Source organism: Adlercreutzia sp. St.1H8, from assembly GCF_059728655.1.
Map to the genome: position 1 here is coordinate 1,496,149 of NZ_AP039376.1, position 24,926 is coordinate 1,521,074.

The following is a 24,926-nucleotide window of genomic DNA, read 5'->3' on the forward strand; positions in this document are numbered from 1 at the left end:
GGGCTCTCCTTCCTCTTGCTGACGCCTCAAGTATAGGCGCGGGCGCCGCCCCCGAGGGAGCGGCGCCCAATTGACCGTCGAATCGTCACCGAGGCGACTACTCGGTGCGCTCGACCTCCTTGACCTGGTAGCCCTCGATGGTGTCGCCCACCTTGAGGTCCTGGAACTTCTCGATGCCGATGCCGCACTCATAGCCCTGCTTCACGGACTTCACGTCATCCTTGAAGCGGCGCAGCGACGCCATGGAGCCCTCGAAGATGACCGTGCCGTCGCGGACGATGCGCACCTTGTCGTCTCGGTTGATCTCGCCCTCGACGATGTAGCAGCCGGCGATGGTGCCCACCTTCGGCACCTTGAAGGTCTCGCGAACCTCGGCGATGCCGGTGTCCACCTCCACGATATCGGGCGAGAGCAGGCCCACGCGGGCTGCGTTGATGTCCTCGATGGCCTGGTAGATGACGCGGTACAGGCGGATGTCCACCTTCTCCTTCTCGGCCTGGGCCCGCGACTTGCCGGTGGGGCGCACGTTGAAGCCGATGATGATGGCGTCGGAGGCGGCGGCCAGGGTGACGTCGGTCTCGGTGATGCCGCCCACGGCCGAGTGCACGATGTTGATGCGCACCTCGGACTGGTCCATCTTGCTGAAGGCGTCGCGCAGGGCCTCGATGGAGCCCTGGACGTCGGCCTTGACGATGAGGTTGAGGTCGGTCTGCTTGCCGGCCTCGATGCGGTTGAACAGATCGTCGAGGCTCATGTGGCTCTTGGTCTCCTGCTCGGCCAGGCGGGCGCGCAGCGCGCGCTCCTCGGCGAGCTTGCGTGCGTCGCGCTCGTCCTCGAACACGCGGAACTCGTCGCCGGCGGTGGGCACGGAGTTGAGGCCGAGGATCTCCACCGGGTCGGCGGGGCGCGCCTCGTCGACGTGGGCGCCGAGCGGGTTCACGAGCGCGCGGACGCGGCCGTAGGACGTGCCGGCCACCACCACATCGCCGGTGCGCAGGGTGCCGCGCTGGACGAGCACCGTGGCCACCGGGCCGCGGCCCTTGTCGAGGTTGGCCTCGATGACGAAGCCGGAGGCGTCGGCGTCGGGGTTGGCCTTGAGCTCGAGCACGTCGGCCTGGAGCAGGATGGTCTCGAGCAGGTCGTCGATGTGGAGCTTCTGCTTGGCCGACACCTCGACGAACATGTTGGTGCCGCCCCACTCCTCGGGGATGACCTGGTACTCGGTGAGCTCCTGGCGCACGCGGTCGGGGTTGGCGCCGGGCTTGTCGATCTTGTTGACGGCCACCACGATGGGCACGTTGGCCGCCTTGGCGTGGTTGATGGCCTCCACCGTCTGCGGCATGACGCCGTCGTCGGCGGCCACTACGAGCACGATGACGTCGGTGACCTGGGCGCCGCGGGCGCGCATGGCGGTGAACGCCTCGTGGCCCGGGGTGTCGATGAAGGTGATCTGGCGGCCGTCGATGTTCACGACCGACGCGCCGATGTGCTGGGTGATGCCGCCGGCCTCGGAGGCCACCACGCCGGTATGGCGGATGGCGTCGAGCAGCGAGGTCTTGCCGTGGTCGACGTGACCCATAACGGTGACCACCGGCGGGCGCGGCTTGAGGTCGGCCTCGGAGTCGTTGTACACCACGGCGTACTCCTCCTCCGGCGAGACGACGCGCACCTTGCGGCCCATGTCGTCGGCGATGAGCTCGACCATGTCGTCGGCCATGGACTGGGTGAGGGTGAGCACCTGGCCTAGCAGGAACAGGCGCTTGATGACGTCGTTGGGCTGCACGCCCAGAAGCTCGGCGAACTTGGCCACCGTCGCGCCCTGGGGGATCTCCACCACCGAATCGTCCAGGACCAGCGACGGGTCGAGGCCGCGCTCGATGGCCTCGATCTCGGCGCGCTCGCGGGCCTCGGCCTCGCGCTTCTCCTTGCGCTTCTTGCGACGGCCCTCGCCCTCCTGGGTGGTGGCGGCGGCCACCGCGGCACGGGCCTCGGCGAGCACCTTGTCGCGCTGGAGCTTCTCGGCCTGCACGGCCATCTGGGCGTAGCGGTCCTCGCCGCCCGCCGCGGCCTGCGCCTCGAGCTCGGGAACGATCTGCACGGCGCCCTTCTTGCCCTTCTTGCCGCGGGCGCCGTCCTTCTTGGCGCCGCGGGCGGCGGGAGCAGCGGCCTTCTGGGCCTCGATGCGCTGCTTCTCAGCCTCGATCTGCGAGAGCAGCGAGTCAAAGGAGGTCTTCTTGGCCCCGAGCACCGGCGCGGGCTTGGGAGCGGCCTTGGCCTTCTCGCCGCCCTTGCGGGAGTGGCTCTCGCGCAGGGCGCGCTCGACGGCCTGCTTCTTGGCCACCTCGGCGGCCGCCTTCTCGGCGCGGGCGCGGGCGCGGGCCTCGGCCTTCTCGCGCTCGACCCGCTCCTTCTCGGACTCGATCTGGCGCTCGAGGCTCTCGAAGGCCGACGTGACGGGGGCCTTCTTGGGCTGCGCGGGCGCCTCGCCCTCCTCGGCGTCATGGGCGCCCTCGGCGCGGCGGGCGCGGGCGGCCTCGCGCTCGGCGAGCTCCTTCTCCACGGCGGCGCGGCGGGCGGCCTCCTCCTCGGCCTTGCGGCGGGCCTCCTCGGCCTGCTCGGCGGCGAGCGCCGCGGCCTCCTCGTCCTCGAGCTGGCCGGCGCGGGCCTTGATCTCGGGCTCGAGGTTCTTGCGGATCTTCTCCACGTAGGCGTCGGCGAGCATGCTCGCGTGGGACTTCGCGGGAATCTTCATCTCATGGAGTCGGTCGAGGAGCTCCTTGCTCGTCATCTCGAACTCCTTGGCCAACTCATGTACGCGCATGCTGCCCATGTATCACTCCTCGTTCTCTGACGGTCGGTCGTCGGTGGCGCGGGACATCTCTCCCGCGAGTCGGTCGTAGTCTTCGTCGGTCAGCTTGGTCCGCAGCGCCCGCTCCAGCTTGCGGCCCTTGCGAGCCGCCTGGTAGCACTCCTCGGAGCAGACGTAGGCGCCGCGGCCGGGGGCGCGGCCCATCGGATCGAAGGCGACCGTGCCGTCCGCGCGACGCACGAACCGGCGCAGGGCCCCCTTCGTCTCCTGTAGGCCGCACGCTATGCAGCGACGGCAGCGCTTTGTCTTCTCTCGGTCCACCGACGTACCTCTCGCATCCTTCTTAGGATTCGTCGAGGTCGGCGTGCACGCCGCAGTAGCGGCTGCCCTCGCGGGCGTGGTTACGGCAGCGCGTGCCGTCCTCCGCCACGTAGGCGCACAGTCCCGTCTCGTCCTCGAGGTCGTCCTCCTCGTCGATGAGGATGTTCTCGGTGACGTGGGGGCCGCCGGCGAAGCTCGCGGACTTGATGTCGATGTGCCAGCCGGTCAGGCGCGCGGCCAGGCGGGCGTTCTGCCCCTCCTTGCCGATGGCGAGCGAGAGCTGGTCGTCGGGCACCACGACGGTGGCGTAGTGGTTGTCCTCGTCGATGAAGACGTGCGACACCTTGGCCGGCGACAGCGCGTTGGCCACGTAGGAGGCGGGGTCGTCGTTCCACTGGATGACGTCGACGCGCTCGTTGCGCAGCTCCTCGACCACCATGCGCACGCGGCTGCCCTTCGGGCCGACGCAGGCGCCCACCGGGTCCAGGTTGTCCTCGCGCGAGGCCACGGCCACCTTGGAGCGGGCGCCGGGCTCACGGGCGATGGACTTGATCTCCACCATGCCGTCGTAGATCTCCGGGACCTCGATCTCGAAGAGGCGGCGGATGAGGTCAGGATGGGTGCGGGACACCACGATGGGCGGGCGGGCCTGCTCGCCGCGGGCGCGGGGCGCGTCGGAGGAGGGGTCGCGCACGTCGATGATGAGCACCTTGAGGCGCTGGTTGTGGCGGTAGTGCTCGTTGGAGGGGCGCTCGTTGCGCTCGCCGGGGTTGCGCTTCACGTCGTAGTGGGGCAGCTCGGCCTCCACGCCGTCGCGGATCTTGATGATGGTGAAGTCCGGGGTGCCCTGGAGCACGGTGCCGGTGACCAGGTCGCCCACGCGGCCGGAGAACTCCTCGTAGATGGACTGGCGGCCGGCCTCGCGCACGATGGAGGCGATGACGCCCTTGGCGTTCTGAGCGGCGATGCGGCTCACGTCGGCCGGGGTGACGTCGCGCTCCTCGAACTCGGCGTACTCGCCGGTCTCCTCGTCGGGCTCGCCCACCGGCACCATCTCGTAAACGTAGATCTTGCCCGTCTGGCGGTCGATGGTCACCCGCGCGTCCCACTCTAGGTCGAGGATGTGCTGGTAGCTCTTGGCCAGCGACGCTTCCAGGCGCTCGATGAGGTAGAACTCGTCGATCTTGCGCTCGTGGGCGAGGGCCTGCAGGGCCTCGATCAGTTCTGATGTTGCCACGTCTTCGCTTCCTTTCCTAAGAGCCGAAGTCGATCGTGCCCTTCACGTGGGCACGCTTGATAGCCGAAAGCGGCAGCGCCACGCGGGCGCCGTCCGCGTCGAGGAGTACCTCATCGCCCTCGACGCCTGCGAGCACGCCCGTCCAGGAGGCGCGGCCGTCCACCGGGGCGGACAGCTTGATCGCCGCCTCCTCGCCGGCGAACCGCGCGAAGTGCTCGGCGGTGCGCAGCGGGCGGTCGATGCCGGGCGAGGACACCTCCAGCGTGTAGGCGCCGGGGAACGGGTCGATCGCGTCCATAATGTCGTTGATCCACGCCTGGGAGCTTGACAGCACGTCGAAGCTCACGCCGTCGGGATGGTCGACGTAGACGCGGATGGTGGGCGCCTTCTTGGCTCCCACGACCTCGATCGTGACGATCTCGACGCCTTCCTGGGCGGCGCGGGGCTCGAGCGCCTCGAGCAGCTTTGCCTCGGTGGCCGTGAGCACGTCGATCCCTCCTCGCTTTCTCGCATTCCTTCCACGCGCATCGGGCCTAACAACAAAAGAAAGCGGGACAGGCCCACTTTCTCCGTAAAAGCGAAAGTTGTTCGGCGCCGAAAAGCGCTCAGCGCCGGTATTTATACCATATTACTCGGCGAATGGCCAGTAGAAACCGGGCATCTTCCACGAAGCGCCCATGTCGCCCGAGACGCGGGGCCTCCGCAGCGGCCACGACAGGCGGGCGCCGAGCGCTGGCGCGCCAAGCGCCGGCGCGCTTGTGTTCGCGGCTCCCGCTGTTCGTCGCGCGCCGGCCTGGGGGCACTCGCGGCTCGCCGGCACGGGGAGACGCCCGCGGCGGGTCGCGAGGCGCCGCCTCTTGCGCGCGCTGCGGGTCAATACACCTGCGCTCGCGGCTCTCGCCGCCGTTCGCCGCGTGTCGGCATGATCCCGCTCGCGGCTCCCGCCGTTCCTTGCGCGTCGGCGCGCTCGCGCCGGCAACCCCCCCTGCCTCTCATTACCCCCCCCCACGCCCTCAAACTGCACAGTTTTTTCGACTTTGCGACAAAAAGACGCTCTTTTGAGGGGCTTCTGGCGGTCAGCCATCGTGGCGCGGAAATGATGCCTGTCTGAGAACAATTCTCACCTGCGAGTTCGCCGAGGAAGCCGCGAAGGTCGCGCATTTGTTTCCGCGAGTCTGTCACAAAGTCGAAAAAACCGTGCAGTTTGGGGGGATGCGCGTCCGGCGGCGCGGTCCGGTCTACAGATGGGCGCTCGCCAGGTGACGGGTCGGTACGGGGGCGGACGGCGGCGACCGCGCGGTCCTATGATGGAGCCACCAAGCAGGCGGCGCCCCGGCGCCGGAACAGGGAGGCAGCCATGGTCCACGACAGCGACGCCACGTCCGCGCAGACGAGAAGGCCCCGCGGCGCTGAAGACGCAACGAGCGCGCAAGCCGCGCAGGAAAGCAGCCCCGGAACTGCGGGGCGTACGCAACCCGCCGGGCCCGCGGCCGCGGATGATCAGCAGCCGGACGTCCCCCAAGCCGCAGCGGCCAAGGGCGAGACGCACCCGGCGCCCGCCGTCGGGGCGGGCGTTCCGTCAGGTACCAAAGCGGAACCGCCCGACAGCGGGGCGGATGCCGACGTGAGGCCACCCGCCGGCGGGACGGATGCCGGCGTGAGGCCACCCGGCAGCGGGGCGGGCGCGTCAGCAGCCGGCGGCGGCAAGGCCGGCGCCCCCGGCGAAGGAGCGTCCCCCCACTACCCCGCAACAGCCGCAGACGCGCCCGGCAGCGGAGCGCCCGCGCCGTCGGGCGCCGCCCCAGCAGCGGGCGTGCTCGAGGTCGATCCCGCCTCGCTCAGCCCGCGCGCCGTGGCGGCGGTGGCAGCCTACCAGGAGTCCGTCGCCACCGAGGCAGACGCCTACCGGCGCATGGCCGCGCACGTGAAGGACCCGGGCAACCGCGCGACGCTCGAGCGCATCGCCGACGAGAAGGCGGCCGACGCCGACGCCTGGGCCCGCTACACCGGCCGCCCCGCCGTCCCGCGGGTCGCCCGCGCACGCCGCTACGCCCTGATCGCACGCATCCTCGGATTCACCTTCGCCGTCAAGCTCATGGACAAGCACAAGCACGCCGCCCGCAGCGACGCCCGCGCGCTTGCAGCCCAGGTGCCCGCGATAGCACGCGCCGAGGCGGACGAGGAGCGCCGCGGCCGCGAGCTCATGGGGATGCTCGACGAGAAGCTGCTCTCCTACGTGGGCGCCATGGTGCTGGGGATGAACGACGCGGTGGTGGAGATAACCGGCACCCTCGCCGGCCTCACGCTGGCCATGCAGAACACGCGCCTCATCGCGCTGTCGGGCCTCATCACCGGCATCGCGGCCACGCTCTCGATGGCGGCGAGCGAGTACCTGGCCGCCAAGAGCGACGGCCGCCCCGACGCCAAGCGCGCCTGCGCCTACACCGGCAGCGCCTATGCGCTCACCGTGGTGCTGCTGCTCCTCCCCTACCTCCTGATGCCGGACAAGCTGTACCTGCTGGCCATGGCCGTCATGCTCGCCGTGGTGGTGCTCATCCTGGCGGCGTTCAACTTCTACACCGCCGTGGCGCAAGACCTCCCCTTCAAGAAGCGCTTCGCGCAGATGTGCGCCATATCGCTGGGCGTGGCCGCGCTCTCGTTCTTCCTCGGCCTGTTCTGCAAGATCGTGCTGGGCGTGGAGGCTTAGAAAAACGGGGGCCGCATCGCGAGCCCCCGCCGCGGGAAGACATCCGGTGCGCGCTAAGCACGCCTACGCGCCGGACCTCACCAGCTCCTCGGCCATCTCGCGGAGCTTGAACTTCTGGACCTTCATCGACGGGGTCATGGGGAAGTCGTCGACGAAGAAGACGCGCTTGGGAACCTTGTAGCGCGCGATGCGGGGAATGGCCCACGCGCGCACGTCGTCCTCGGTCATCGACTCGAAGCCCGGGCGCGTGCGGATGAAGGCGCCCACGATCTCGCCGTACTTCGCGTCAGGGATGCCCACCACCTGGGCGTCGAGCACGCCCGGCATGGTGAGCAGGAAGTTCTCCACCTCAAGCGGGTAGATGTTCTCGCCGCCGCGGATGATCATGTCCTTGATACGGCCGGTCACGCGGTAGTAGCCGTCCTCATCCACGGTGCCCAGGTCGCCCGAGTGCAGGTAGCCGTCGGCGTCGATGGCCTCAGCCGTGGCCTCGGGCATCTTGTAGTAGCCCTTCATGACGTTGTAGCCCTTGCAGCACAGCTCTCCCGGCTCGCCGATGCCGCAGAGGTGGCCGTCGACCGGGTCGATGACGCGCACGTCCACGGGCGGGTGCGCGCGGCCTACCGTCTCGCACTTGTGCTCGAGGTCGTCGTCGACCGAGGTCTGGGTGAACACCGGGCTCGTCTCGGTAAGCCCGTAGCAGATGGTGACGTCGCGCATGTTCATGCGATCCATCACCTCGCGCATGGTCTCGGGCGGGCACGGGCTGCCGGCCATGATGCCGGTGCGCAGGCTCGACAGGTCAAAGGTGTCGAAGTCAGGGTGGTTGAGCTCGGCGATGAACATGGTGGGCACGCCGTAGACGGCGGTCGCGCGCTCCTTGTGGAGCGCCTGAAGCACGAGCCCCGCGTCGAAGTCCTCCACGATGATCATGGTGGAGCGATGCGTGAGGTTGGCCATGACGCCGAGCACGCAGCCGAAGCAGTGGAAGAACGGCACCGGCAGGCACACGCGATCATCGGAACCGAGCTTCTGGCCCTCGCCGATGTAGAAGCCGTTGTTCAGGATGTTGCGGTGCGTGAGCATGACGCCCTTGGGAAAGCCCGTGGTGCCGGAGGTGTACTGCATCATCACCACGTCGTTGTTGTCGAACTGGCGCTCAGCCCACTCCAGGTCCGAGTCGGGGCGGTGCTGGCCGAGCAGGATGAGCTCGGGCACGCTGTAGAAGCCGCGGTGCTTCTCGGGCCCCATGTAGATGAGGTTCTCCAGGCAGGGGTACTCCTCAGTGCGCAGGAACCCGCGCTGGCACTCGAGCGACTCGGGCACGAGGTCGCGGATGATCTGGAGGTAGTCCACGTCGCGGTAGGCGTCGATGACGCAGAGCGCCTTCATGTCCGACTGCTTGAGGACGTAGTCGATCTCGTGGCTCTTGTAGATGGGGTTCACCGTGACCATGACGATGCCCACCTTGGCGGTGGCGTACATGAAGGTGAGCCAGTCGGGGATGTTGCGCGCCCACACGCCCAGGTGATCCCCAGGCTTCATCCCGATGGAGAGCAGCCCCTTGGCCAGGGCGTCAGTGCGCTCGTCGAAGTCGCGGTAGGTCCAGCGCAGGTCGCGGTCGGGATACACCACGAACTCGTGGTCGGGGTCTATCGCCACCTGCTCGCGGAAGTAGGCGCCGATGGTGAGCTCGGAGTGTAGCGGAAAGTCCTGGTCACCCGGCTGGGGAACGCGGTTGTCAGCCATGGGAGCCCCCTAGAACGGCGTGTAGACGCAGGCGAGGAACTTGGCGTTCTGGCCGTCATGGGCGCGCACCTGATGCGGAACGATGGAGTCGTAGTAGATGCTCTCGCCCGGATGCAGCACGAACACCTCGTTGCCGTACTCGATCTCGATGCAGCCCTCCATGCCGTAGAGCCACTCCTCGCCCTCGTGGCTGTCGAGCTTGTGGGTAGTCTCGCCCGAGGGGGTGACGGTGATGACGAAGGGGTCCATGTGGCGCGACGGGCGGCCGGCCGCCAGGCTGAAGTAGCTCAGGTCGCCGGCGTCGCTGGCGGTCTGAAGCGCCTTGACGCGCTCGACCTCGGCCATCTGCTCGCCGTCGATGTAAGCCGGGCCGAAGGCCTCGTCGTCGTCCATGAGGGTGCCGAGCCGCACGCCGAGGGCGCGGGTGATCTTGATGAGCGGCGCGAGCGACGCAGGCACCTCGCCCGCCTCGAGCTGCTCGATGGCCTCCACCTCGCACTGGCAGCGGTCGGCCAGGTCCTGGGCCGAGAGGTGATGCGCCGTGCGCAGAGTGGTGATCTTCTTGCCGAGCTTGTTCTCTTCCGCCATGTCTCCTCCTCCGATAAAAGCGTTTCGGGCCATGATAGCGGAAAACCACCCGGGAGACGGCGAGGCTGGGGGACGGCGGGGAGGAGGGCGGCCGAATCGACTCCGCTCGACGCGTCGGCTCGGCGAGCCAAGGTCTCGCCGAGCCTTTGGCTTGACCTCGCTGCGCCGACTCGGCCGCCCTCCTCCCCGCCTTGCCGCTGCAGCAGCTCCATCACGTTGAGGCCCGGCGCGGGGGCGTCGCGAGCGAAGCGAGGTCAAGCCAAAGGAGGAGCGAGACCTTGGGCTCGCGACGACGACGCGTCGAGCGCAGCCCGTGATGCCCCCGCGCCGGGCCGTCCCCCGCGCGCGTCGAGCGGAGCCGACCCGGCTCACGCCGGCGGCCGTCCCCCAGCCGCGCCTAGCCCCTAAGCCGCGGCGGTGCGCTCCTTGCGGGCGGCAGAGCGGCGCTGCATGGCGTCGACGCACTGAGCCACGGCGGCGTCGCCGGTGACGTTGACCACGGTGCGCATCATGTCGAGGACGCGGTCGACGCCGGCCACGAGCGCCACGCCCTCCACCGGCAGCCCCACCGACTGGAGCACCATGGCGAGCATGACCATGCCGCTGCCCGGCACGCCGGCGGTGCCGATGGAGGCGAGCACGCAGGTGGCCACCACGGTGAGCTGCTGGCCGAGCGTAAGCTCCACGCCAAACACCTGCGCGATGAAGATGGCGCATACCCCCTGGTAGATGGCGGTGCCATCCATGTTGATGGTGGCGCCGAGCGGCAGCACGAAGGAGCTGACCTCCTTCGACACGCCCATCTTCTCCGCGCACTCCATGTTGAGCGGCAGCGTGCCCACCGACGAGGCCGAGGCGAAGGCGAAGCCCATGACGGGCAACTCGCCCTTGAGGAAGAAGCGAGCGGACTTGCGGGCGAAGACCTTGATGAGCCCAGAGTAGACGAAGGCGATCTGGCAGGCCATGGCCACATAGGCCACCGCCACCAGCCACGCGAGCGGCAGCAGCACGTCGGGGCCGTTGTTCGCGATGACGGGCGTGATGAGCCCGAACACGCCGAAGGGAGCCACGAGGATGATGCCGCGCATGATCTTGATGCACACCTCAGACATCGCCTCGGAGAACTCCACCACCACGCGCGCCTTCTCCCCCGCCGCGATGATGCCGAACCCGAACACCACCGCTATCACGATGACCTGGAGCATGGTGGCATCAGCCATGGGCTGGACGAAGTTGGAGGGGAAGATGTTGACGAGCGTGTCGATGAGCGAGGGAGCCGCGGTGGGCTCATAGGAGAGATCCGCCGTGTCGAGCGTGAAGCCCGCGCCCACGTTCATCACGTTGGCGAACACGAGGCCCAGGGCCACGGCGCAGGCGGTGGTGGCCAGGTAGAACAGGATGGTGCGTCCGCCGATGGCGCCCACCTTCTTCACGTCCTCGAGAGAGACCACCCCGGCGATGATGGAGAACAGCACGAGGGGCACCACGATCATCTTGATGAGGTTGAGGAAGATGGTGCCGAGGGGCTTGATGTAGGTGTCGGCCACCTCGGGCGCTCCCTGGAGGGCGAGCCCGGCCAGCACGCCCAAGACGAGCGCGATGAAGATCCAGGTGGTGAGCGAGAGGCGCCGGTGCCAGGGCGCTGCGGGGCGCGTCGTCTCGGTCATGCGGTTCCTTCCTTTCCCTGCGGGCGGACGGCGAAAAGGGGCGCCCCTCGGGGCGCCCCTCGAAGACGGTCGGATGGATGGGCTAGCGCTTGCCCGCCAGCAGGCGGTTGAGGGCGTTCAGGTAGGCCTTGGTGGACGACACGATGATGTCGCCGTCCGCGCCGCGGCCGGTGAAGACCTCGCCGTTGGCGGCCTTCACGCGCACGGTCACCTCGCCGAGGGCGTCGATGCCGCGGGTGACGGAGCTCACGGAGAACTCGGAGAGGTCGTTGGACACCTTCACGATGCGGTCGACCGCCTTGTACACGGCGTCGATGGGGCCGGTGCCGTACTCGCAGACGGTCACCTCGGCGCCCTCGGGGTCGGCCAGGGTGACGGTGGCGGTGGGCTTGAGCGGGAACCCGCAGCTCACCTGCACGCCCTTGAGCACGTAGAGGGCGTCCTCCTCGCGGCCGCGCTCGTTGACCAGGCTCTCGAGGTCCTCGTCGTAGACTTCCTTCTTCTTGTCGGCCATGTTGAGGAAGGCCTCGTAGAGCTTGTCGAGCTCCGCGCCCTCGAAGGCGTAGCCGAGCTCCTCCAGGCGATGCTTGAGGGCAGCATGCCCGCTGCGGGCCGTGAGCACGATCTGGCTCGCGCCGGCACCCACGTCGGCCGGGTCGATGATCTCGTAGGTGTCGCGCTTCTTGAGCACGCCGTCCTGGTGGATGCCGGAGGAGTGCGCGAAGGCGTTGGCGCCCACGATGGCCTTGTTGGCCTGGACGCCCATGCCAGTGATGGAGCTGACCAGGCGGCTGGCCTTGGTGAACTCGCGGGTGTTGATGCCGGTGTGGGCGTCGAGCTCCGCCTCGTGCATGCGGATGCCCATCACCACCTCCTCCATGGCGGTGTTGCCCGCGCGCTCGCCGAGGCCGTTGATAGTGCACTCCACCTGGGTGGCGCCGTTGCGCACGCCGGCGAGGGCGAGCGCCGTGGCCATGCCCAGGTCGTTATGGCAGTGGACGGAGACGGTGACGTTCTCGATGCCGCGCACGTTGGCCATGAGGTAGGCGATGCGCGCGCCGAACTCCTCGGGCAGCGAGTAGCCGGTGGTGTCGGGGATGTTGACCACCGTGGCGCCGGCATCCACGACGGCCTGGATGACGCGGACGAGGAAGTCGTAGTCGGACCGGCCGGCGTCCTCGGCGTAGAACTGGACGTCCTCGACGTAGCGCTTGGCATACTTGACGGCGGCCACGGCGCGCTCGACGCAGGTGTCCTCGTCGATGCGCAGCTTGTCGGCCAAATGCGACGGGCTCACGCCGATGCCGGTGTGGATGCGCGGGCGCTTGGCGTACTTGAGCGCATCGGCGGCCACGTCGATGTCCTTCTCGATGGCGCGGGTAAGCCCGCACACCACCGCGTCGTCGCCCGCCAGCTCGGCGATGCGGCGCACGCTCTCGAAGTCGCCGGGGCTCGAGATGGGGAAGCCCGCCTCGATGACGTCGACGTTCATGCGCAGAAGCTCGCGGGCGATGACGAGCTTCTCCTCGGTGTTCATGGAGGCGCCCGGCGACTGCTCGCCGTCGCGCAGGGTGGTGTCGAAGATGTCGATCTTGCGGGTCATGACGGTTCTCCTTCTCGTTCCTCTCATCCCCTCGGCCCGGCTTGCCGGGACGCCGGCAGGGAGGCCGGCGCATACAGGGCCACGATAGCCCTCTTATGTTAAGAGCGGGTTACTACAGGGAGATATACCATAGGTTCTTCAGGTCGATGGCGGCGCGCAGGCTCGCAAGGATCTCCTCAGTCACCTCGCCCTCCACGTTCATGAAGACGAGCGCGCACTGCTCGGCGGGCTTGTCGCCGATCTGCATGGTGGTGATGTTGACGTTCGCCTGGCCGAGGATGGTGCCGATGGCGCCGATGCGGCCCGGCGCGTCCACGTACTCGAACACGAGGCACTGCTTGGCCGGCGCGATGTCGATCTTATAGCCGAGCAGCGAGACGATGCGGGCGGCCTGGTTGGCGCCGTAGAGGGTGACGCCCACCTCCACCCCGTCGGCGGCCACACGCGCGGCCGAGGCGTACTCCCCCGCCTCGGGGACGGCCTCGGTCTCCACGTGGATGCCGTGGCGGTCGGCCACGGCAGCGGCGTTGGCGGCCGAGACGGCGCCGATGCGGCGGTAGGCCAGGATGCCGTCGAGCGCGCCGGCGAGCAGGATGGCCGGATCGGCATCGGCGATGGAGCCGGCGGCCTCCAGATGCAGCGCCTTGGGCGTGGCGCCGAGGATCTGCCCGATGACGCGGCCGGCCATCTGGCAGGCGGGCACGTAGGGCCCGACGGCGTCCATCACGTCGGGCGGCAGCGGCGAGGCGTTGATGGCCGTGGGCACGATGGAGCCCTCCAGGCCCTCCCACACATACTCGGCGATCTGGGATCCAGCGCGTACCTGAGCCTCCTTGGTGACGGCGGCGATATGGGGCGTGAGCAGGGCATTCGGGAACTCGTGCAGGGGGCTCTCACGGCAGGGCTCCTCCTCGAACACATCGAGGCCCACCGCGGCCACCTTGCCCGCGGCCACGAAGTCGGCCACCGCGGCCACGTCGAAGATGCCGCCGCGGGCGCAGTTGACGAGGATCACGCCGTCTTTCATGGCAGCCAGCTCGGAGGGGCCGAAAAGCCCCATGGTCTCGGCGGTCTTGGGTAGGTGGACGGTGATGAAGTCGGCCAGGGGGAGGATCTCCTCCACCGAGTCGAACAGCTCCACACCCAGCGCGGCGGCCCGCTCGGGGCTGCAGTAGGGGTCGTGCCCCACGAGCCGCATGCCGAAGCCGCGGGCGCGCTCGGCCACGAGCCCGCCGATGCGGCCGAGGCCGAAGATGGCGAGCGTCTTCTGGTAGAGCTCGGTGCCGGTGAAGGCGGCGCGCTCCCATGAGCCCGCGTGCATGGACGCGTTGGCCTGGGGCAGGCGGCGAGCGCAGGCCAGGAGCAGCGCCATGGTGTGCTCGGCGGCCGAGACGATGTTGGAGGTGGGGGCGTTGCAGACGATGACGCCGCGCTCAGAGGCAGCCTCCACGTCGATGTTGTCGATGGTCACGCCGGCCCGCCCGATGATCTTGAGGCTGCCGGCCGCGTCCAGGAGCTCAGGCGTCACCTGGGTCTGGGAGCGCACGATGAGCGCGTCGTAGGGGGCGATGGCCGCCGCCAGGGCCTCAGGCGCCAGGTCGAGCCGCACGTCCACCTCATAGCCCTTGCGCCGCAGGATGTCCAGACCCTCGTCGGCGATCTTCTCCGTGACCAGAACCCTCTTGCGCGTCATGGCGTGCGCTCCCCTTCCTCACTACGCTGGCAAAGGCGGGCGACCGCGCAGGGCGGCCGTCCTCACTCGGGGAGATGATAGCGCACGCAGGCGCAAGCCGCGAGCAGACGCCCAGGTCGCGGCCTGCCCCGTCGGCGACGGGCGCGCGAAGGGGGGGGGGCGCCAGAGCCGGTGGGGGCCGGGGGGCAGGCGATGGGGCGGTGGGCGCGGCGAGGGCAGCCGCATCCGGTTACCGGGGCCGCGCAGGGAGTCGGGCGATGGGACGGTGGGCGCCGGGCGGGCGATGGAGCGGGGGGCCGGCGCGCAGGCGTTGGCGGACGATGGAGCAGCAGGCGTCGGGCAGGCGATGGGCGCCAGGCAGGCGATGGGCGATGGGCGCCGGCGCGGGCCGCCCTGGGGCGATCGGCGGCGCACGGCGGGGCCGACAGGGCGACGCGCAGCGGGATCCTGACGGCCGATGGGGAGTTTCTGGCCAATTTCGCTACGGTTTACGCTGCCGAAGAAGGCTGCACCTGCCCTCACTCACCTCTTCGAACCTATTTTCCCAGGTCAGAAGTTACTCAGAGAAAACAATGTCGCCCAGACGCCGAAGCCGATGCGTAAACCGTGGCGAAATTGGCCAGAAATCCGAAAATTCCGTACCTGGCCGCCCGTTGCCCGTCTGTCAACGGCGAACCAGACGACCCGATCGCCCTGCCGACGCCCCTCCCCGGATAACGCGGCGCCCTCTTCGGCGCCGCCCTCCTGCCACCGCGCGCCGCCTAGCGCGCTGGCGGCTTTCCGGAGCGCTCCTCCTCGTCGAGCAGCTGGCGGGCGAAGGCGATGGCGTCATCGATGTTGCCGCGGAAGTGATCCTCCCCCACCAGGTCCACGAAGCCGGCGCGCCGCATGGTCTTCATCGGCTGCTCGTTGGCGTGGGAGATGATGAGGCTCACCCCGTTCTTGCTGCAGTAGGCGTGGAGGTTCTCGAGCGCGTTCATGCCCGACGCATCGAGCGAGGGCACGCCCCGCATGCGGATGATCAGGTACTTGGTGAACTCCTTCACCGAGATGTCGCCGATGCGCTCGGTCATGCCGAAGAACAGAGGGCCGTTGATCTCGTACACGCGCACGCTCTTGGGCAGCTCGCGCAGGTGGGTGACCTCCGAGTTCTCGTCGCAGTAGTAGCGCCAGCCCTTGACCTCGGTCTCCTCGCTCACCATCTTGAGCACGAGCACCACGGTGATGACCATGCCCACGCCAATGGCCATCACCAGGTCGAAGATGACGGTGAGCGCGAAGGTGATGAGCATCGTGGCCACGGCGCCGCGCGAGGCGGTCTTGCACACATGCGCGAAGTTACGCCAGCCCGACATGTTGTAGGCGACGTGAACCAGGATGGCCGCGATGGTGGGCATGGGAATGTAGGCGGCGTACGGCATGAGGAAGGCCAGCACCGCGAGCAGCACCACCGCATGGGTCATGGCCGCGATGGGCGTGCGGCCGCCGTTCTTCACGTTGGCCGCGGTGCGGGCGATGGCGCCCGTCGCAGGAATGCCGCCGAACAGCACCGAGGCGATGTTGCCGGCGCCCTGCGCCACGAGCTCCATGTTGCAGCGGTGGTGCGAGCTGATCATCGAGTCGGCCACCACGCACGAGAGCAGCGACTCGATAGCAGCGAGAATGGCGATGGTGACGCCGTTGGCCAGCTGGTCGCGGAACAGCTCGAGGCTCAGCTGCGGCAGGTGGAACTCAGGCACACCCCCGCTCACCACATAGAGGTCGCCGATGGTGCTCACATCCAGGCCGAGCCCACTCACGAGCGCCACGCCCACGGCGAGCGCGACGAGCGAGCCGGGGACGCGGCGGCTGACGCGCGGCCAGCCGAACAGGATGACCAGGCACACCAGGCCCACGACGAGGGCCTGGGGATTCACCGTTCCCAGGCTCATCGCCGCCGCCTCAAGCTTATCGACCGTCTCGACGGTCGGCATGCCTGCGGGGTAGGTGAGCCCGAAGAAGTCGCGCAGCTGGCCGATGACGAGCGTCACCGCGATGCCCGCCGTGAAGCCGGTGGTGATGGTGTAGGGGACGTAGCGGATGACGACGCCCAGCTTGAGGAAGCCCATGAGCATGAGCAGCACGCCAGCTATGAGCGTGGCCGCCACCAGCCCCTCCATGCCGTCAGACGCCACGATGCCGGCGACGATGGCGGCGAAGGCAGCCGTGGGGCCGGCCACCTGCACGCGGCTGCCCCCGAGCAGCGCGATGACGAATCCGGCGACGATGGCGGTGTAGAGCCCCTGCTCGGGCCCCACCCCCGACGCGATGCCCAGCGCGATGGACAGCGGCAGCGCCACCACGGCCACCATGATGCCCGACAGGATGTCCCGGGGCACCTGGCGCCGCATCTCCTCTTTAGGCGTGTGCTTGATGATGCTGAACAGAATCGGCTTGATCTTATCGCGCTGCATGGGGTTCCTCGGGGTCGTCGCTGGCGGCGCAACGCCTCCGCCGATGCGCATCGCGGCATCGGAGAGGAGGCGCCTTTGCTCTGGGTGGTGTTCCTGCGCGCGGCAGGGCTCGCCATTTTACGCCACCCCCCGCGCACACGCCCGCGTCAGACTCCCCAGCGGTCGCCGAGCGCTTTTCGCTGGCGCAATCGGACGCGGAAGGCGGCCTGCCGCGCCTCCAGAGAAGTTTCTGGCCAATTTCTGCATGGTTTACGCAACCGGCAGCCCCTGTCGGCAGCCCACCGTCTCCCCTAGGCAGCATTTCCCCAGGTCAGAAGTTTCTAGAGGAGAACAACCTTGCGAATAGGGAGGGCATGCCCGCGGAAACCATAGCGAAAATGGCCAGGAAATCCCCTTTGGGCCCATCCGGCGCGCCAGACGACGGGCGGGCGCGCCGGGAGGAGGCGGGGCGAGCGCCAGAGGAGGGCCGCAGGAAAGCAGGAGGGGCGGCCCGCCTTCCGACGTCCGCCCCTCCCGGGTTGATCGCTGGAGCCTCGGCCTACGCGTGGGCCTTCTCGAACTCGGCCATGTAGGCGACGAGCGCCTCCACGCCGGCCTTCGGCATGGCGTTGTAGATGCTCGCGCGCATGCCGCCGACGGAGCGGTGGCCCTTGATGGACTCGATGCCGTGGGACTTGGCCTCGGCCACGAACAGCGCATCGAGCTCGTCGGAGCCGGTGACGAACGGCACGTTCATGATCGAGCGGTCCTCCGTGCGAGCCGTCGCCTTGAACAGCGCGGACTGGTCGAGGTAGTCGTAGAGGATGGCCGCCTTCTCCTCGTTTCGGGCCTTCATGGCCGTCAGGCCGCCCTGGGCCTTGAGCCACTTGAACACGAGGCCGCAGACGTAGATGCCGTAGGCCGGCGGCGTGTTAGAGAGCGACTTGGCCTTCACCTGGGTGGTGTAGCGCATGATGGAGGGAGTGAAGGGCAGCACGTCCTCGCGCACGAGGTCGTCGCGGACGATGACGATGGTCACGCCGGCCGGGCCGATGTTCTTCTGGACGCCGCCGTAGACGATGCCGAACTTCGACACGTCCATCGGCTCGGAGAGGAACATGGAGCTCACGTCGGTCACGAGCGGGATGTCGCCGGTGTCGGGGAGCTTGGGGTAGCGAGTGCCGTAGATGGTCTCGTTCTGGCAGATGTAGACGTAGTCGGCGTCCGGCGAGAACTGGATGGCGTCCACGTCGGGCACGTAGGAGAAGTTCTCGTCCTCCGACGAGGCCACGCAGCGGGCGTCGCCGTAGAGCTTAGCCTCCTTGAAGGCCTTCTTGGACCAGGAGCCGGACACGATGTAGTCGGCCACCTTGTTCTGCATGAGGTTCATGGGAATGGCCGCGAACTGCTGGGTGGCGCCGCCCTGGAGGAAGAGCACCTGGTAGTTCTCGGGAATCTGCAGAAGCTCGCGCAGGTCGGCCTCGGCCGTCTCGATGATCTGCGCAAAGGGCTTGGAGCGGTGGCTCATCTCCATGACGGACATGCCGGTGCCGTCGTAGTCGAGCATCTCAGCCGCGGCCTGGCGCAGCACGTCCTCGGGCAGCACCGCCGGTCCTGCCGAAAAGTTGTAAACCCTACCCATGTTCGCTCCTTCGTCTCCGGTGCGGCCGGGACGCGGCCCAGGCCTCCTCAGCGCGTCAGCGCCGCTCCATCGTAGCACCACCGAGGCGGCGCCAAGGCCCGCGCGGCCCCAGGCGTCGCCCAGCGGCGCGGACGGAGGCCCACCGCCCGCGCAGGCGGGGCCGGCGGGCGAGTGCTGCGGCCCTCGGGCGAGGCCGGCAGGCGGGAACGCAGGCACCCCCCTCGCCGCGGGCGCCCCCCTCCTTCGCCCGAGCCCGGCGGGCGGGCCGACGCAGGCGGGGACTGCGGCCCGCCGGGACCCTCAGGCGGAGCCCCGCCCCGGCGGGTTCGCGGGCCCTACCTCGTCCAGGAGAACATCTGGCGGATGCGCTCGCCGGTCTGCTCGATCTCATGGGCGTTGATGGCCTCGCGCTGCTCGAGGAGCCACTTATGGCCGCCGGCGCAGTCGGCCATGAACGCGCGGGCGAACGAGCCGTCCTGGATGCGGGCGAGGATCTCGCGCATGGCCTCGCGGCTCTGCTCGTTGATGACCTTGGGGCCGGCGTAGTACTCGCCGTACTCGGCGGTGTTGGAGATGGAGTAGTTCATGAAGTGGATGCCGCTCTCGTACATGAGGTCGACGATCATCTTCATCTCGTGGTAGCACTCGAAGTAGGCCAGCTCCGGCGGATAGCCCGCCTCCACCAGCGTCTCGAAGCCGGCCTTCACCAGCTCCACGAGGCCGCCGCAGAGCACAGCCTGCTCGCCGAAGAGGTCCTCCTCGGTCTCCTGGGCGAAGGTGGCCTTGATGATGCCCGAGCGGGCGCCGCCCACGCCCCAGCAGTAGGACAGCGCCGTGTCCCAGGCCCTCCCGCTGGCGTCCTGGGCCACGCAGGCCAAATCGGGCACGCCCGAGCCCTCGGTGAACTGGCGGCGCACGATGTGGCCGGGGCCCTTCGGGGCGCACATGATGACGTCCACGTCCTCGGGCGGGGTGATGTAGCCGTAGTGCACGTTGAAGCCGTGGGCGAAGGCCAGGGTGTCGCCAGCGTGCAGGTGCGGGGCGATCTGCTCCTCGTAGACCTGGGGCTGAAGCTCGTCGGGCACGAGGATCATGACGAGGTCGGCCTCCTCGGCCGCCTCCTCGACGGTCTTGACCGCAAGCCCGGCCTCCTCGGCCGCGGCCCAGGACGACGAGCCCTCGCGCAGGCCCACGCGCACGTCGCAGCCGGAGTCGCGCAGGTTGAGGGCGTGGGCGTGACCCTGGGATCCGTAGCCGATGACGGCGATCTTCTTGCCGCGGATGACGGAGGGGTCGCAGTCCTGCTCGTAGTAGATGGTGACGGCCATGTCGGTTCCTCTTTTCCTTTCGTCGAATGCCGTTGTCTATGATGGTCGGGCACGGGGCCCGGGGTTTTCGCAGGGCCCGGGGGCCGGGGCGCTCCTGCGCGAAGCCGTCCGCCGGCGCCGGGGAGCCTAGTCCTTGGCGTTGCGGCTCATGGCGATCTTGCCGGTGCGGACGATCTCCTTGATGCCGTAGGCGCGGAACAGGTCCTCCAGGCCCGCCAGCTTGGCCTCGTCGCCGGTGGCCTCGATGGTGAGCGAGGCGCGGCCCACGTCCACGATCTTCGCGCGGAAGATGTTGGCTATCTCGATGATCTCGCTGCGCCGCTCGGGCGTGGCGGCCACCTTGAACAGGGCCAGCTCGCGCTCGATGGCGCCCTCGTCGGTGAGGTCGGTGATCTTGTGGACGTCGATGAGCTTGTGCAGCTGCTTGGTGATCTGCTCGTAGGCCACCTCGTCGGCCCGCACGATGGCGGTCACCCGCGACATGGTGGGGTCCTCGGTGGGGCCGACCGAGAGCGACTCGATGTTGAAGCCGCGCCGCGAGATGAGCCCGGTCACGCGCGAGAGCACGCCGGGCTTGTTCTCGACGAGCGCCGAGAGCACGTGTCTCATGAGGCGCCTCCCTTCCCGCCGGCCTGAGCTCGCACGTGGGACCGCCAATCCCCCGCCGCAGGCGAGCCGTCCTGGCCCAGCCGCGCGCCGGTATCCTCCGGGCCCGACTCCCAGCGGCCGCCGAACTGCGCGTCTATCTGGGCGCAGGGCGACGAGGCCGGGGCGTCGGCCACGCCGGGCATAGCCGTGCGCACGGCACCTACGGCCACGTCGATGGCGCCCATGATGTCGTCGAGGCCGGCCCCCGGCGCCACCATGGGGTAGACGTTCTGCTCGGGTGAGATGGCCACGTCCAGCAGGTAGGGGCCCGGCGCGGCGAGCATGCGCTCGATGGCGCCGGCCACATCGGCGGGACGTTCCACCCGCTCGGCGGCCCAGCCGTAGGCGTCGGCCAGCTTGACGAAGTCGGGCACCGGGTCGAGCAGCGTCTCGGCGTAGCGCCCGTCGTAGAACAGCTTCTGCCACTGGTGCACCATGCCCAGGCACCGGTTGTCCATGATCATCACCTTCACGGGCACGCCGTTGGCCGTGGCGGTGGCCATCTCCTGGAGATTCATCTGGAAGGAGCCGTCGCCGGCCACGCACACCACCTGGGCCTCAGGACGGGCCACGGCCGCGCCGAGGGCCGCCGGGAACCCGAAGCCCATGGTGCCCAGCCCGCCCGACGAGAGGAAGGTGCGCGGGTGCTCGCGGGGCAGGAACTGGTGGGCCCACATCTGGTGCTGCCCCACCTCGGTGGTGATGATGGAGCGCTCCGGGTCGAGCTGGCGGCCGAGCTCGGCCATGACCAGCTCCGGTATCACCTCGTCGGCGGCGTCGCGCACGTTGGGATGGTAGAAGGGATAGCGCTCGCGCCAGAGCGCCAGGTCGGCCACCCACTCGGCGTCCCGCGGCTCGGCGCCGTCCTTGTCCAGCTGGCTGATCAGCGCCGCCAGCACCCCCTTCAGGTCGCCCACGATGGGCACGTCCACCTGCACCACCTTGCCGATCTCGGCCGGGTCGATGTCGATGTGGACGATGCGCGCGTTGGGGGCGAAGCGCGACAGGCGCCCGGTCACGCGGTCGGAGAAGCGGGCGCCGCAGGCGATGAGCACGTCAGCCTCGGTCATGGCCATGTTGGAGTACTTGGCCCCGTGCATGCCCACCGGCCCCAGGTTGAGCGGGTGGGAGGAGGGCACCGACCCCTTGCCCATGAGGGTGGTGACCGCCGGCACGTCCATGCGGTCCATGAGGGCGACCACCTCCTCGGACGCCTCGGAGATGACGGCGCCGCCGCCCACGTAGAGCAGCGGGCGCTCGGCCTCCTCGAGCAGGCGCGCGGCGGCCCGCACCTGGCGCGCGTTGCCGCGGTAGGTGGGCTTGTAGGAGGGCAGGCTCACCTCGTCGGGATAGGAGAAGGTCATCTCCTCCCCCGCCAGGTCGCTCGGCACGTCGATGAGCACCGGCCCGGGGCGGCCCGTCACGGCGATGTGGAAGGCCTCGCGCACGGTGCGGGTGAGCTCGTCGGTGCTCTGGAGCAAAAAGGAGTGCTTCACCACGGGCATGGTGATGCCCACGATGTCGGACTCCTGGAACGAGTCGGTGCCGATGACGCCGCGTCCCACCTGGCCGGTGATGATGACGAGGGGCACCGAGTCCATGTAGGCGGTGGCGATGCCCGTGACGGTGTTGGTGGCGCCCGGCCCGCTGGTCACGATGACCACGCCGGGACGCCCCGTGGAGCGCGCGTAGCCGTCGGCCATGTGCACGGCGCCCTGCTCGTGGCGGGCGAGCACGTGGGTGATCTGCTCGGAGTCGTAGAGCGCGTCGTAGAGCTTGATGGCCTGGCCGCCGGGGTAGCCGAACACCACGTCGACCCCCTCGGCCTCCAGCGAGGCCACCACGGCCTCGGCGCCGCGCATGACGCGGCCCTCCTTGGCCGTGCGCGAGCCCAGGCCGCGGCACGCCCCGGCGCTCGCGGCGCTGCGCCGCGCCGGCTCCGCGGCGTCGCGCGCCGGACGGGTCGGCTCCGCGGCAGTGTCGTTTCTCGGATCGGTCATGAGACGTAGGCCCCCTTGTCTGCGGACGTGACGAGGCGCGCGTACTTGGCCAGCACGCCGTGGTCGTGCTTGGGCGCCGGCGGCTGCCAGGCCGCGCGACGCCGCGCCAGCTCGTCGTCGGATACGTTGAGCGTGAGCACTCCGCCCTCGATGTCCACGGTCACCGAGTCGCCCTCCTCCACAAGGGCGATGGGCCCGCCGGCCGCGGCCTCGGGGCTCACGTGGCCGACAGCCGGGCCCTTGGTGGCACCGGAGAAGCGCCCGTCGGTGATGAGGGCCACCGAGGTGGACAGCCCCATGCCGCAGATGGCGCTCGTGGGCGTGAGCATCTCGCGCATGCCCGGCCCGCCCCGGGGGCCCTCGTAGCGGATGACCACCACATCGCCGGCGCGGATGGCCCCGCCGTCGATGGCGGCGCAGGCCTTCTCCTCGGAGTCGAAGACGCGGGCCGGGCCGGTGTGGCGCATCATGGACGGGTCGACGGCGGCCTTCTTCACGATGGCCCCGTCCGGCGCCAGGTTGCCGTGGAGCACCCGCAGGGCCCCCTCGGCCGAGAAGGGGTCGTCATGGCGGCGGCACACCTCGCCGTCGGCCGGCGGGCAGCAGGCGCGCAGGTAGTCGGGCAGAGGCCCCATGCAGGTGAGGGCCGACTCGTCGAGCAGCCCCAGGGCGGCCAGCTCGCCCATCACCACGGGCACGCCGCCCACGTGGTAGAGGTCGATGAGCGGCCGCGGCCCGCTCGGCTGGAGCTTCACCAGGTGCGGCGTGCGGGCGCTCGCCGCATCCCAGTCGTCCATGGTGACGGGACAGCCCGCCGCCTGGGCGATGGCCGTCAGGTGCAGCACCGTGTTGGTGGAGCCGCCGAAGGCCATGTCGCACTCCATGGCGTTGTGGATGGCCGCGGCGTTCACGATGTCGCCGATGCGCGTGCCCGCCTCCACGAGCTCCATCACCTTCATGCCGGCGTGCTTGGCCAGGCGGATGCGCTCGGAGTACACCGCCGGCACCGTGCCGTTGCCGGGAAGGGCGATGCCCAAGGCCTCGCACAGGCAGTTCATGGAGTTGGCCGTGAACATGCCCGAGCAGCTGCCACAAGTGGGGCACGCCGTGTCCTCGTAGAAGGCCAGCTCCTCGGCGGTCAGGGAGCCGGCCGCCACGGCAGCGGCGCCGTCGAAGAGGGTGTTGAGGTCGGTGGTGGGGCCCGCGCCGCCCGGCTGGACGCCCGGCAGCATGGGGCCGCCCGACACGAACACCGTGGGCACGTTCACCCGCAGGGCGCCCAGGATCATGCCGGGCACCACCTTGTCGCAGTTGGGGATGCACACCACGCCGTCGAAGGCGTGGCCCTGCACGGCGCACTCCACCGAGTCGGCGATGACCTCGCGCGACACGAGCGAGTAGTGCATACCCTCGTGGTTCATGGCGATGCCGTCGCACACGCCGATGGTGGACACCTCGAAGGGCACGCCGCCGGCCATGCGGATGCCGGCCTTCACGGCCTCGGACACCTTGTCCAGGTTGAGATGCCCCGGGATGATGTCGTTTTTGGAGCTGATGACGGCGATGAAGGGCCGCTCCATCTCCTCGTCGGTGATGCCGTCCGCCTTGAGCAGGCTGCGGTGCGGCGCGCGGGCCGTGCCCCGCTTCACCTGGTCGCTGCGCAGATCCATCGTGATCGCTCGCTCCTTCCCTCGCCGGAAAAAGAAAAACCCGTGCAAGCTGCAACGGGCCAGGGAAGGCAGATGCGCCACGGCACGGGGCCGCGGGAGCATGCCACGACAGATAACGGTGTCGCCGGTCCGGTGCTACTTGCGCGCCCCGACCCGGCGGTGAGCCCGGCGGCCGCGGCGGCGTTCACGCCAAACTGCTCGGAGGAGACGCTCAGTTCGTCCACCGCCGGCTTCCACAAGCCGCCGGCTCTCTGGGAAGGTGGGTTCGCCCCGTCGCTCCTCGTCAACGCATTTGGAGGTATGAACTTATGGCTGAGCAGTATACTCCACGATTCGCCGAACGCAAGGGGCATTTCCGCGAGGGGCGGCTTGCCGCCCCTTGCGATCCTAGGGCAGCGGATGTACCACCAAAGGGAGGGGACAGTACTTGGAAAGAGGATCCCTCAGGTGAGGCCGTACGCTCTCCCCTTCTTTCCCCCGAGATGCGGTTGCGCAGAATATATCTTCAAATGCTACATATATTCTGTCGATTCATATATAGCGCTTCTTGAGAATTTGACCGTACTAACTATCGAGCTAGGCGGTTTTATGGGCATTCTCGAGACGTTCTCGACCAATATGCGGCACTACCGCCGTCAAGCACACCTCACCCAAGAACAGCTGGCAGAGAGGTGCGGGCTGCATCGCACCTATATCGGAGGCATCGAGCAACTCCGCATAAACGTGAGCCTTAAGAACGTAGAGAAAATAGCCGACGCCCTGGAGATAGAGCCCTCCCTCCTCTTTGCCGAGGAGCACGAGCAGCCGCCTCGCCCTTAACCGAGACTGGGCC

General features: G+C 69.0%; 17 protein-coding genes. 2 read left to right on the forward strand and 15 right to left on the reverse strand.

Features of this window, described 5'->3' with window-relative positions; genetic code table 11:
- Nucleotides 1-97: 97 nt before the first annotated feature.
- From infB to rimP, 4 genes are read right to left on the reverse strand one after another with little or no spacing between them, the layout of a single operon-like run.
- Nucleotides 98-2,830, reverse strand: coding sequence for a translation initiation factor IF-2 (infB, locus tag AC6I0Y_RS05750; RefSeq protein WP_497730055.1), 2,733 nt, complete (start codon nucleotides 2,828-2,830; stop codon nucleotides 98-100).
- Between the two features lie 3 nt (nucleotides 2,831-2,833).
- The gene (gene rnpM, locus AC6I0Y_RS05755) at nucleotides 2,834-3,130 is read right to left on the reverse strand and encodes an RNase P modulator RnpM (RefSeq protein WP_160707508.1); all 297 of its coding nucleotides are present in this window, start codon (nucleotides 3,128-3,130) and stop codon (nucleotides 2,834-2,836) included.
- Between the two features lie 22 nt (nucleotides 3,131-3,152).
- Nucleotides 3,153-4,367 (reverse strand): transcription termination factor NusA, encoded by a 1,215-nt coding sequence (gene nusA / locus AC6I0Y_RS05760; RefSeq protein ID WP_160707510.1) that lies wholly within the window; start codon nucleotides 4,365-4,367, stop codon nucleotides 3,153-3,155.
- A gap of 16 nt (nucleotides 4,368-4,383) precedes the next feature.
- Complete coding sequence (gene rimP / locus AC6I0Y_RS05765) at nucleotides 4,384-4,854, reverse strand: ribosome maturation factor RimP (protein ID WP_497730057.1); 471 nt, start codon at nucleotides 4,852-4,854, stop codon at nucleotides 4,384-4,386.
- A 1,326-nt stretch (nucleotides 4,855-6,180) separates the two neighbouring features.
- Between rimP and AC6I0Y_RS05770 the strand changes: the two genes are divergently transcribed.
- Entirely contained in the window at nucleotides 6,181-7,074 is an 894-nt protein-coding gene (locus AC6I0Y_RS05770) for a VIT1/CCC1 transporter family protein (protein WP_497730059.1), read from the forward strand.
- 63 nt (nucleotides 7,075-7,137) lie between these two features.
- Here AC6I0Y_RS05770 and AC6I0Y_RS05775 read toward each other — a convergent pair whose 3' ends face one another.
- The 11 genes from AC6I0Y_RS05775 to ilvD all read right to left on the reverse strand — a co-directional run bounded on the left by AC6I0Y_RS05775 (nucleotide 7,138) and on the right by ilvD (nucleotide 24,094).
- Nucleotides 7,138-8,823: an AMP-binding protein gene (locus AC6I0Y_RS05775; RefSeq protein WP_497730060.1), complete on the reverse strand. Its 1,686-nt coding sequence runs from the start codon at nucleotides 8,821-8,823 to the stop codon at nucleotides 7,138-7,140.
- A 9-nt stretch (nucleotides 8,824-8,832) separates the two neighbouring features.
- Nucleotides 8,833-9,411 carry a helix-turn-helix domain-containing protein gene (locus AC6I0Y_RS05780; protein ID WP_160707518.1) on the reverse strand — a complete coding sequence of 193 codons (579 nt, stop codon included), beginning with the start codon at nucleotides 9,409-9,411 and terminating at the stop codon, nucleotides 8,833-8,835.
- 404 nt (nucleotides 9,412-9,815) lie between these two features.
- On the reverse strand, nucleotides 9,816-11,078 hold the full coding sequence (locus AC6I0Y_RS05785; RefSeq protein WP_497730062.1) for a dicarboxylate/amino acid:cation symporter: 1,263 nt from the start codon (nucleotides 11,076-11,078) through the stop codon (nucleotides 9,816-9,818).
- A gap of 82 nt (nucleotides 11,079-11,160) precedes the next feature.
- Nucleotides 11,161-12,681, reverse strand: a complete 1,521-nt coding sequence (locus AC6I0Y_RS05790; RefSeq protein ID WP_160707522.1) for a 2-isopropylmalate synthase — start codon at nucleotides 12,679-12,681, stop codon at nucleotides 11,161-11,163.
- Nucleotides 12,682-12,793: 112 nt separating this feature from the next.
- Nucleotides 12,794-14,374 (reverse strand): phosphoglycerate dehydrogenase, encoded by a 1,581-nt coding sequence (gene serA, locus AC6I0Y_RS05795; protein WP_497730065.1) that lies wholly within the window; start codon nucleotides 14,372-14,374, stop codon nucleotides 12,794-12,796.
- 761 nt (nucleotides 14,375-15,135) lie between these two features.
- Nucleotides 15,136-16,827, reverse strand: coding sequence for a SulP family inorganic anion transporter (locus tag AC6I0Y_RS05800; RefSeq protein WP_497730066.1), 1,692 nt, complete (start codon nucleotides 16,825-16,827; stop codon nucleotides 15,136-15,138).
- 538 nt (nucleotides 16,828-17,365) lie between these two features.
- Entirely contained in the window at nucleotides 17,366-18,448 is a 1,083-nt protein-coding gene (gene serC, locus AC6I0Y_RS05805) for a 3-phosphoserine/phosphohydroxythreonine transaminase (protein WP_160707528.1), read from the reverse strand.
- Nucleotides 18,449-18,783: 335 nt separating this feature from the next.
- A complete protein-coding gene (gene ilvC / locus AC6I0Y_RS05810; RefSeq protein WP_497730068.1) occupies nucleotides 18,784-19,776 on the reverse strand; it encodes a ketol-acid reductoisomerase in 993 nt (330 codons plus the stop codon).
- Between the two features lie 126 nt (nucleotides 19,777-19,902).
- Nucleotides 19,903-20,385 carry an acetolactate synthase small subunit gene (gene ilvN, locus AC6I0Y_RS05815; RefSeq protein WP_160710515.1) on the reverse strand — a complete coding sequence of 161 codons (483 nt, stop codon included), beginning with the start codon at nucleotides 20,383-20,385 and terminating at the stop codon, nucleotides 19,903-19,905.
- Nucleotides 20,382-22,424, reverse strand: a complete 2,043-nt coding sequence (ilvB, locus tag AC6I0Y_RS05820) for a biosynthetic-type acetolactate synthase large subunit (protein WP_497730070.1) — start codon at nucleotides 22,422-22,424, stop codon at nucleotides 20,382-20,384. The genes ilvN and ilvB overlap by 4 nt, the downstream gene beginning before the upstream one ends.
- On the reverse strand, nucleotides 22,421-24,094 hold the full coding sequence (gene ilvD / locus AC6I0Y_RS05825; protein ID WP_497730071.1) for a dihydroxy-acid dehydratase: 1,674 nt from the start codon (nucleotides 24,092-24,094) through the stop codon (nucleotides 22,421-22,423). Before ilvD ends, ilvB begins: the two co-directional genes overlap by 4 nt.
- A gap of 618 nt (nucleotides 24,095-24,712) precedes the next feature.
- On the opposite strand from ilvD, the gene AC6I0Y_RS05830 reads away from it, so the two are divergent.
- The gene (locus AC6I0Y_RS05830; RefSeq protein ID WP_497733652.1) at nucleotides 24,713-24,913 is read left to right on the forward strand and encodes a helix-turn-helix domain-containing protein; all 201 of its coding nucleotides are present in this window, start codon (nucleotides 24,713-24,715) and stop codon (nucleotides 24,911-24,913) included.
- The last annotated feature ends 13 nt before the right edge of the window (nucleotides 24,914-24,926 follow it).

Coding starts and splice junctions, on each gene's coding strand:
- infB (WP_497730055.1), bottom strand. CDS start 2,830: ATGGGCAGCATGCGCGTACATGAGTTGGCCAAGGAGTTCGAGATGACG.
- AC6I0Y_RS05775 (WP_497730060.1), bottom strand. CDS start 8,823: ATGGCTGACAACCGCGTTCCCCAGCCGGGTGACCAGGACTTTCCGCTA.
- AC6I0Y_RS05780 (WP_160707518.1), bottom strand. CDS start 9,411: ATGGCGGAAGAGAACAAGCTCGGCAAGAAGATCACCACTCTGCGCACG.
- AC6I0Y_RS05785 (WP_497730062.1), bottom strand. CDS start 11,078: ATGACCGAGACGACGCGCCCCGCAGCGCCCTGGCACCGGCGCCTCTCG.
- AC6I0Y_RS05790 (WP_160707522.1), bottom strand. CDS start 12,681: ATGACCCGCAAGATCGACATCTTCGACACCACCCTGCGCGACGGCGAG.
- serA (WP_497730065.1), bottom strand. CDS start 14,374: ATGACGCGCAAGAGGGTTCTGGTCACGGAGAAGATCGCCGACGAGGGT.
- AC6I0Y_RS05800 (WP_497730066.1), bottom strand. CDS start 16,827: ATGCAGCGCGATAAGATCAAGCCGATTCTGTTCAGCATCATCAAGCAC.
- serC (WP_160707528.1), bottom strand. CDS start 18,448: ATGGGTAGGGTTTACAACTTTTCGGCAGGACCGGCGGTGCTGCCCGAG.
- ilvC (WP_497730068.1), bottom strand. CDS start 19,776: ATGGCCGTCACCATCTACTACGAGCAGGACTGCGACCCCTCCGTCATC.
- ilvN (WP_160710515.1), bottom strand. CDS start 20,385: ATGAGACACGTGCTCTCGGCGCTCGTCGAGAACAAGCCCGGCGTGCTC.
- ilvB (WP_497730070.1), bottom strand. CDS start 22,424: ATGACCGATCCGAGAAACGACACTGCCGCGGAGCCGACCCGTCCGGCG.
- ilvD (WP_497730071.1), bottom strand. CDS start 24,094: ATGGATCTGCGCAGCGACCAGGTGAAGCGGGGCACGGCCCGCGCGCCG.
- AC6I0Y_RS05830 (WP_497733652.1), top strand. CDS start 24,713: ATGCGGCACTACCGCCGTCAAGCACACCTCACCCAAGAACAGCTGGCA.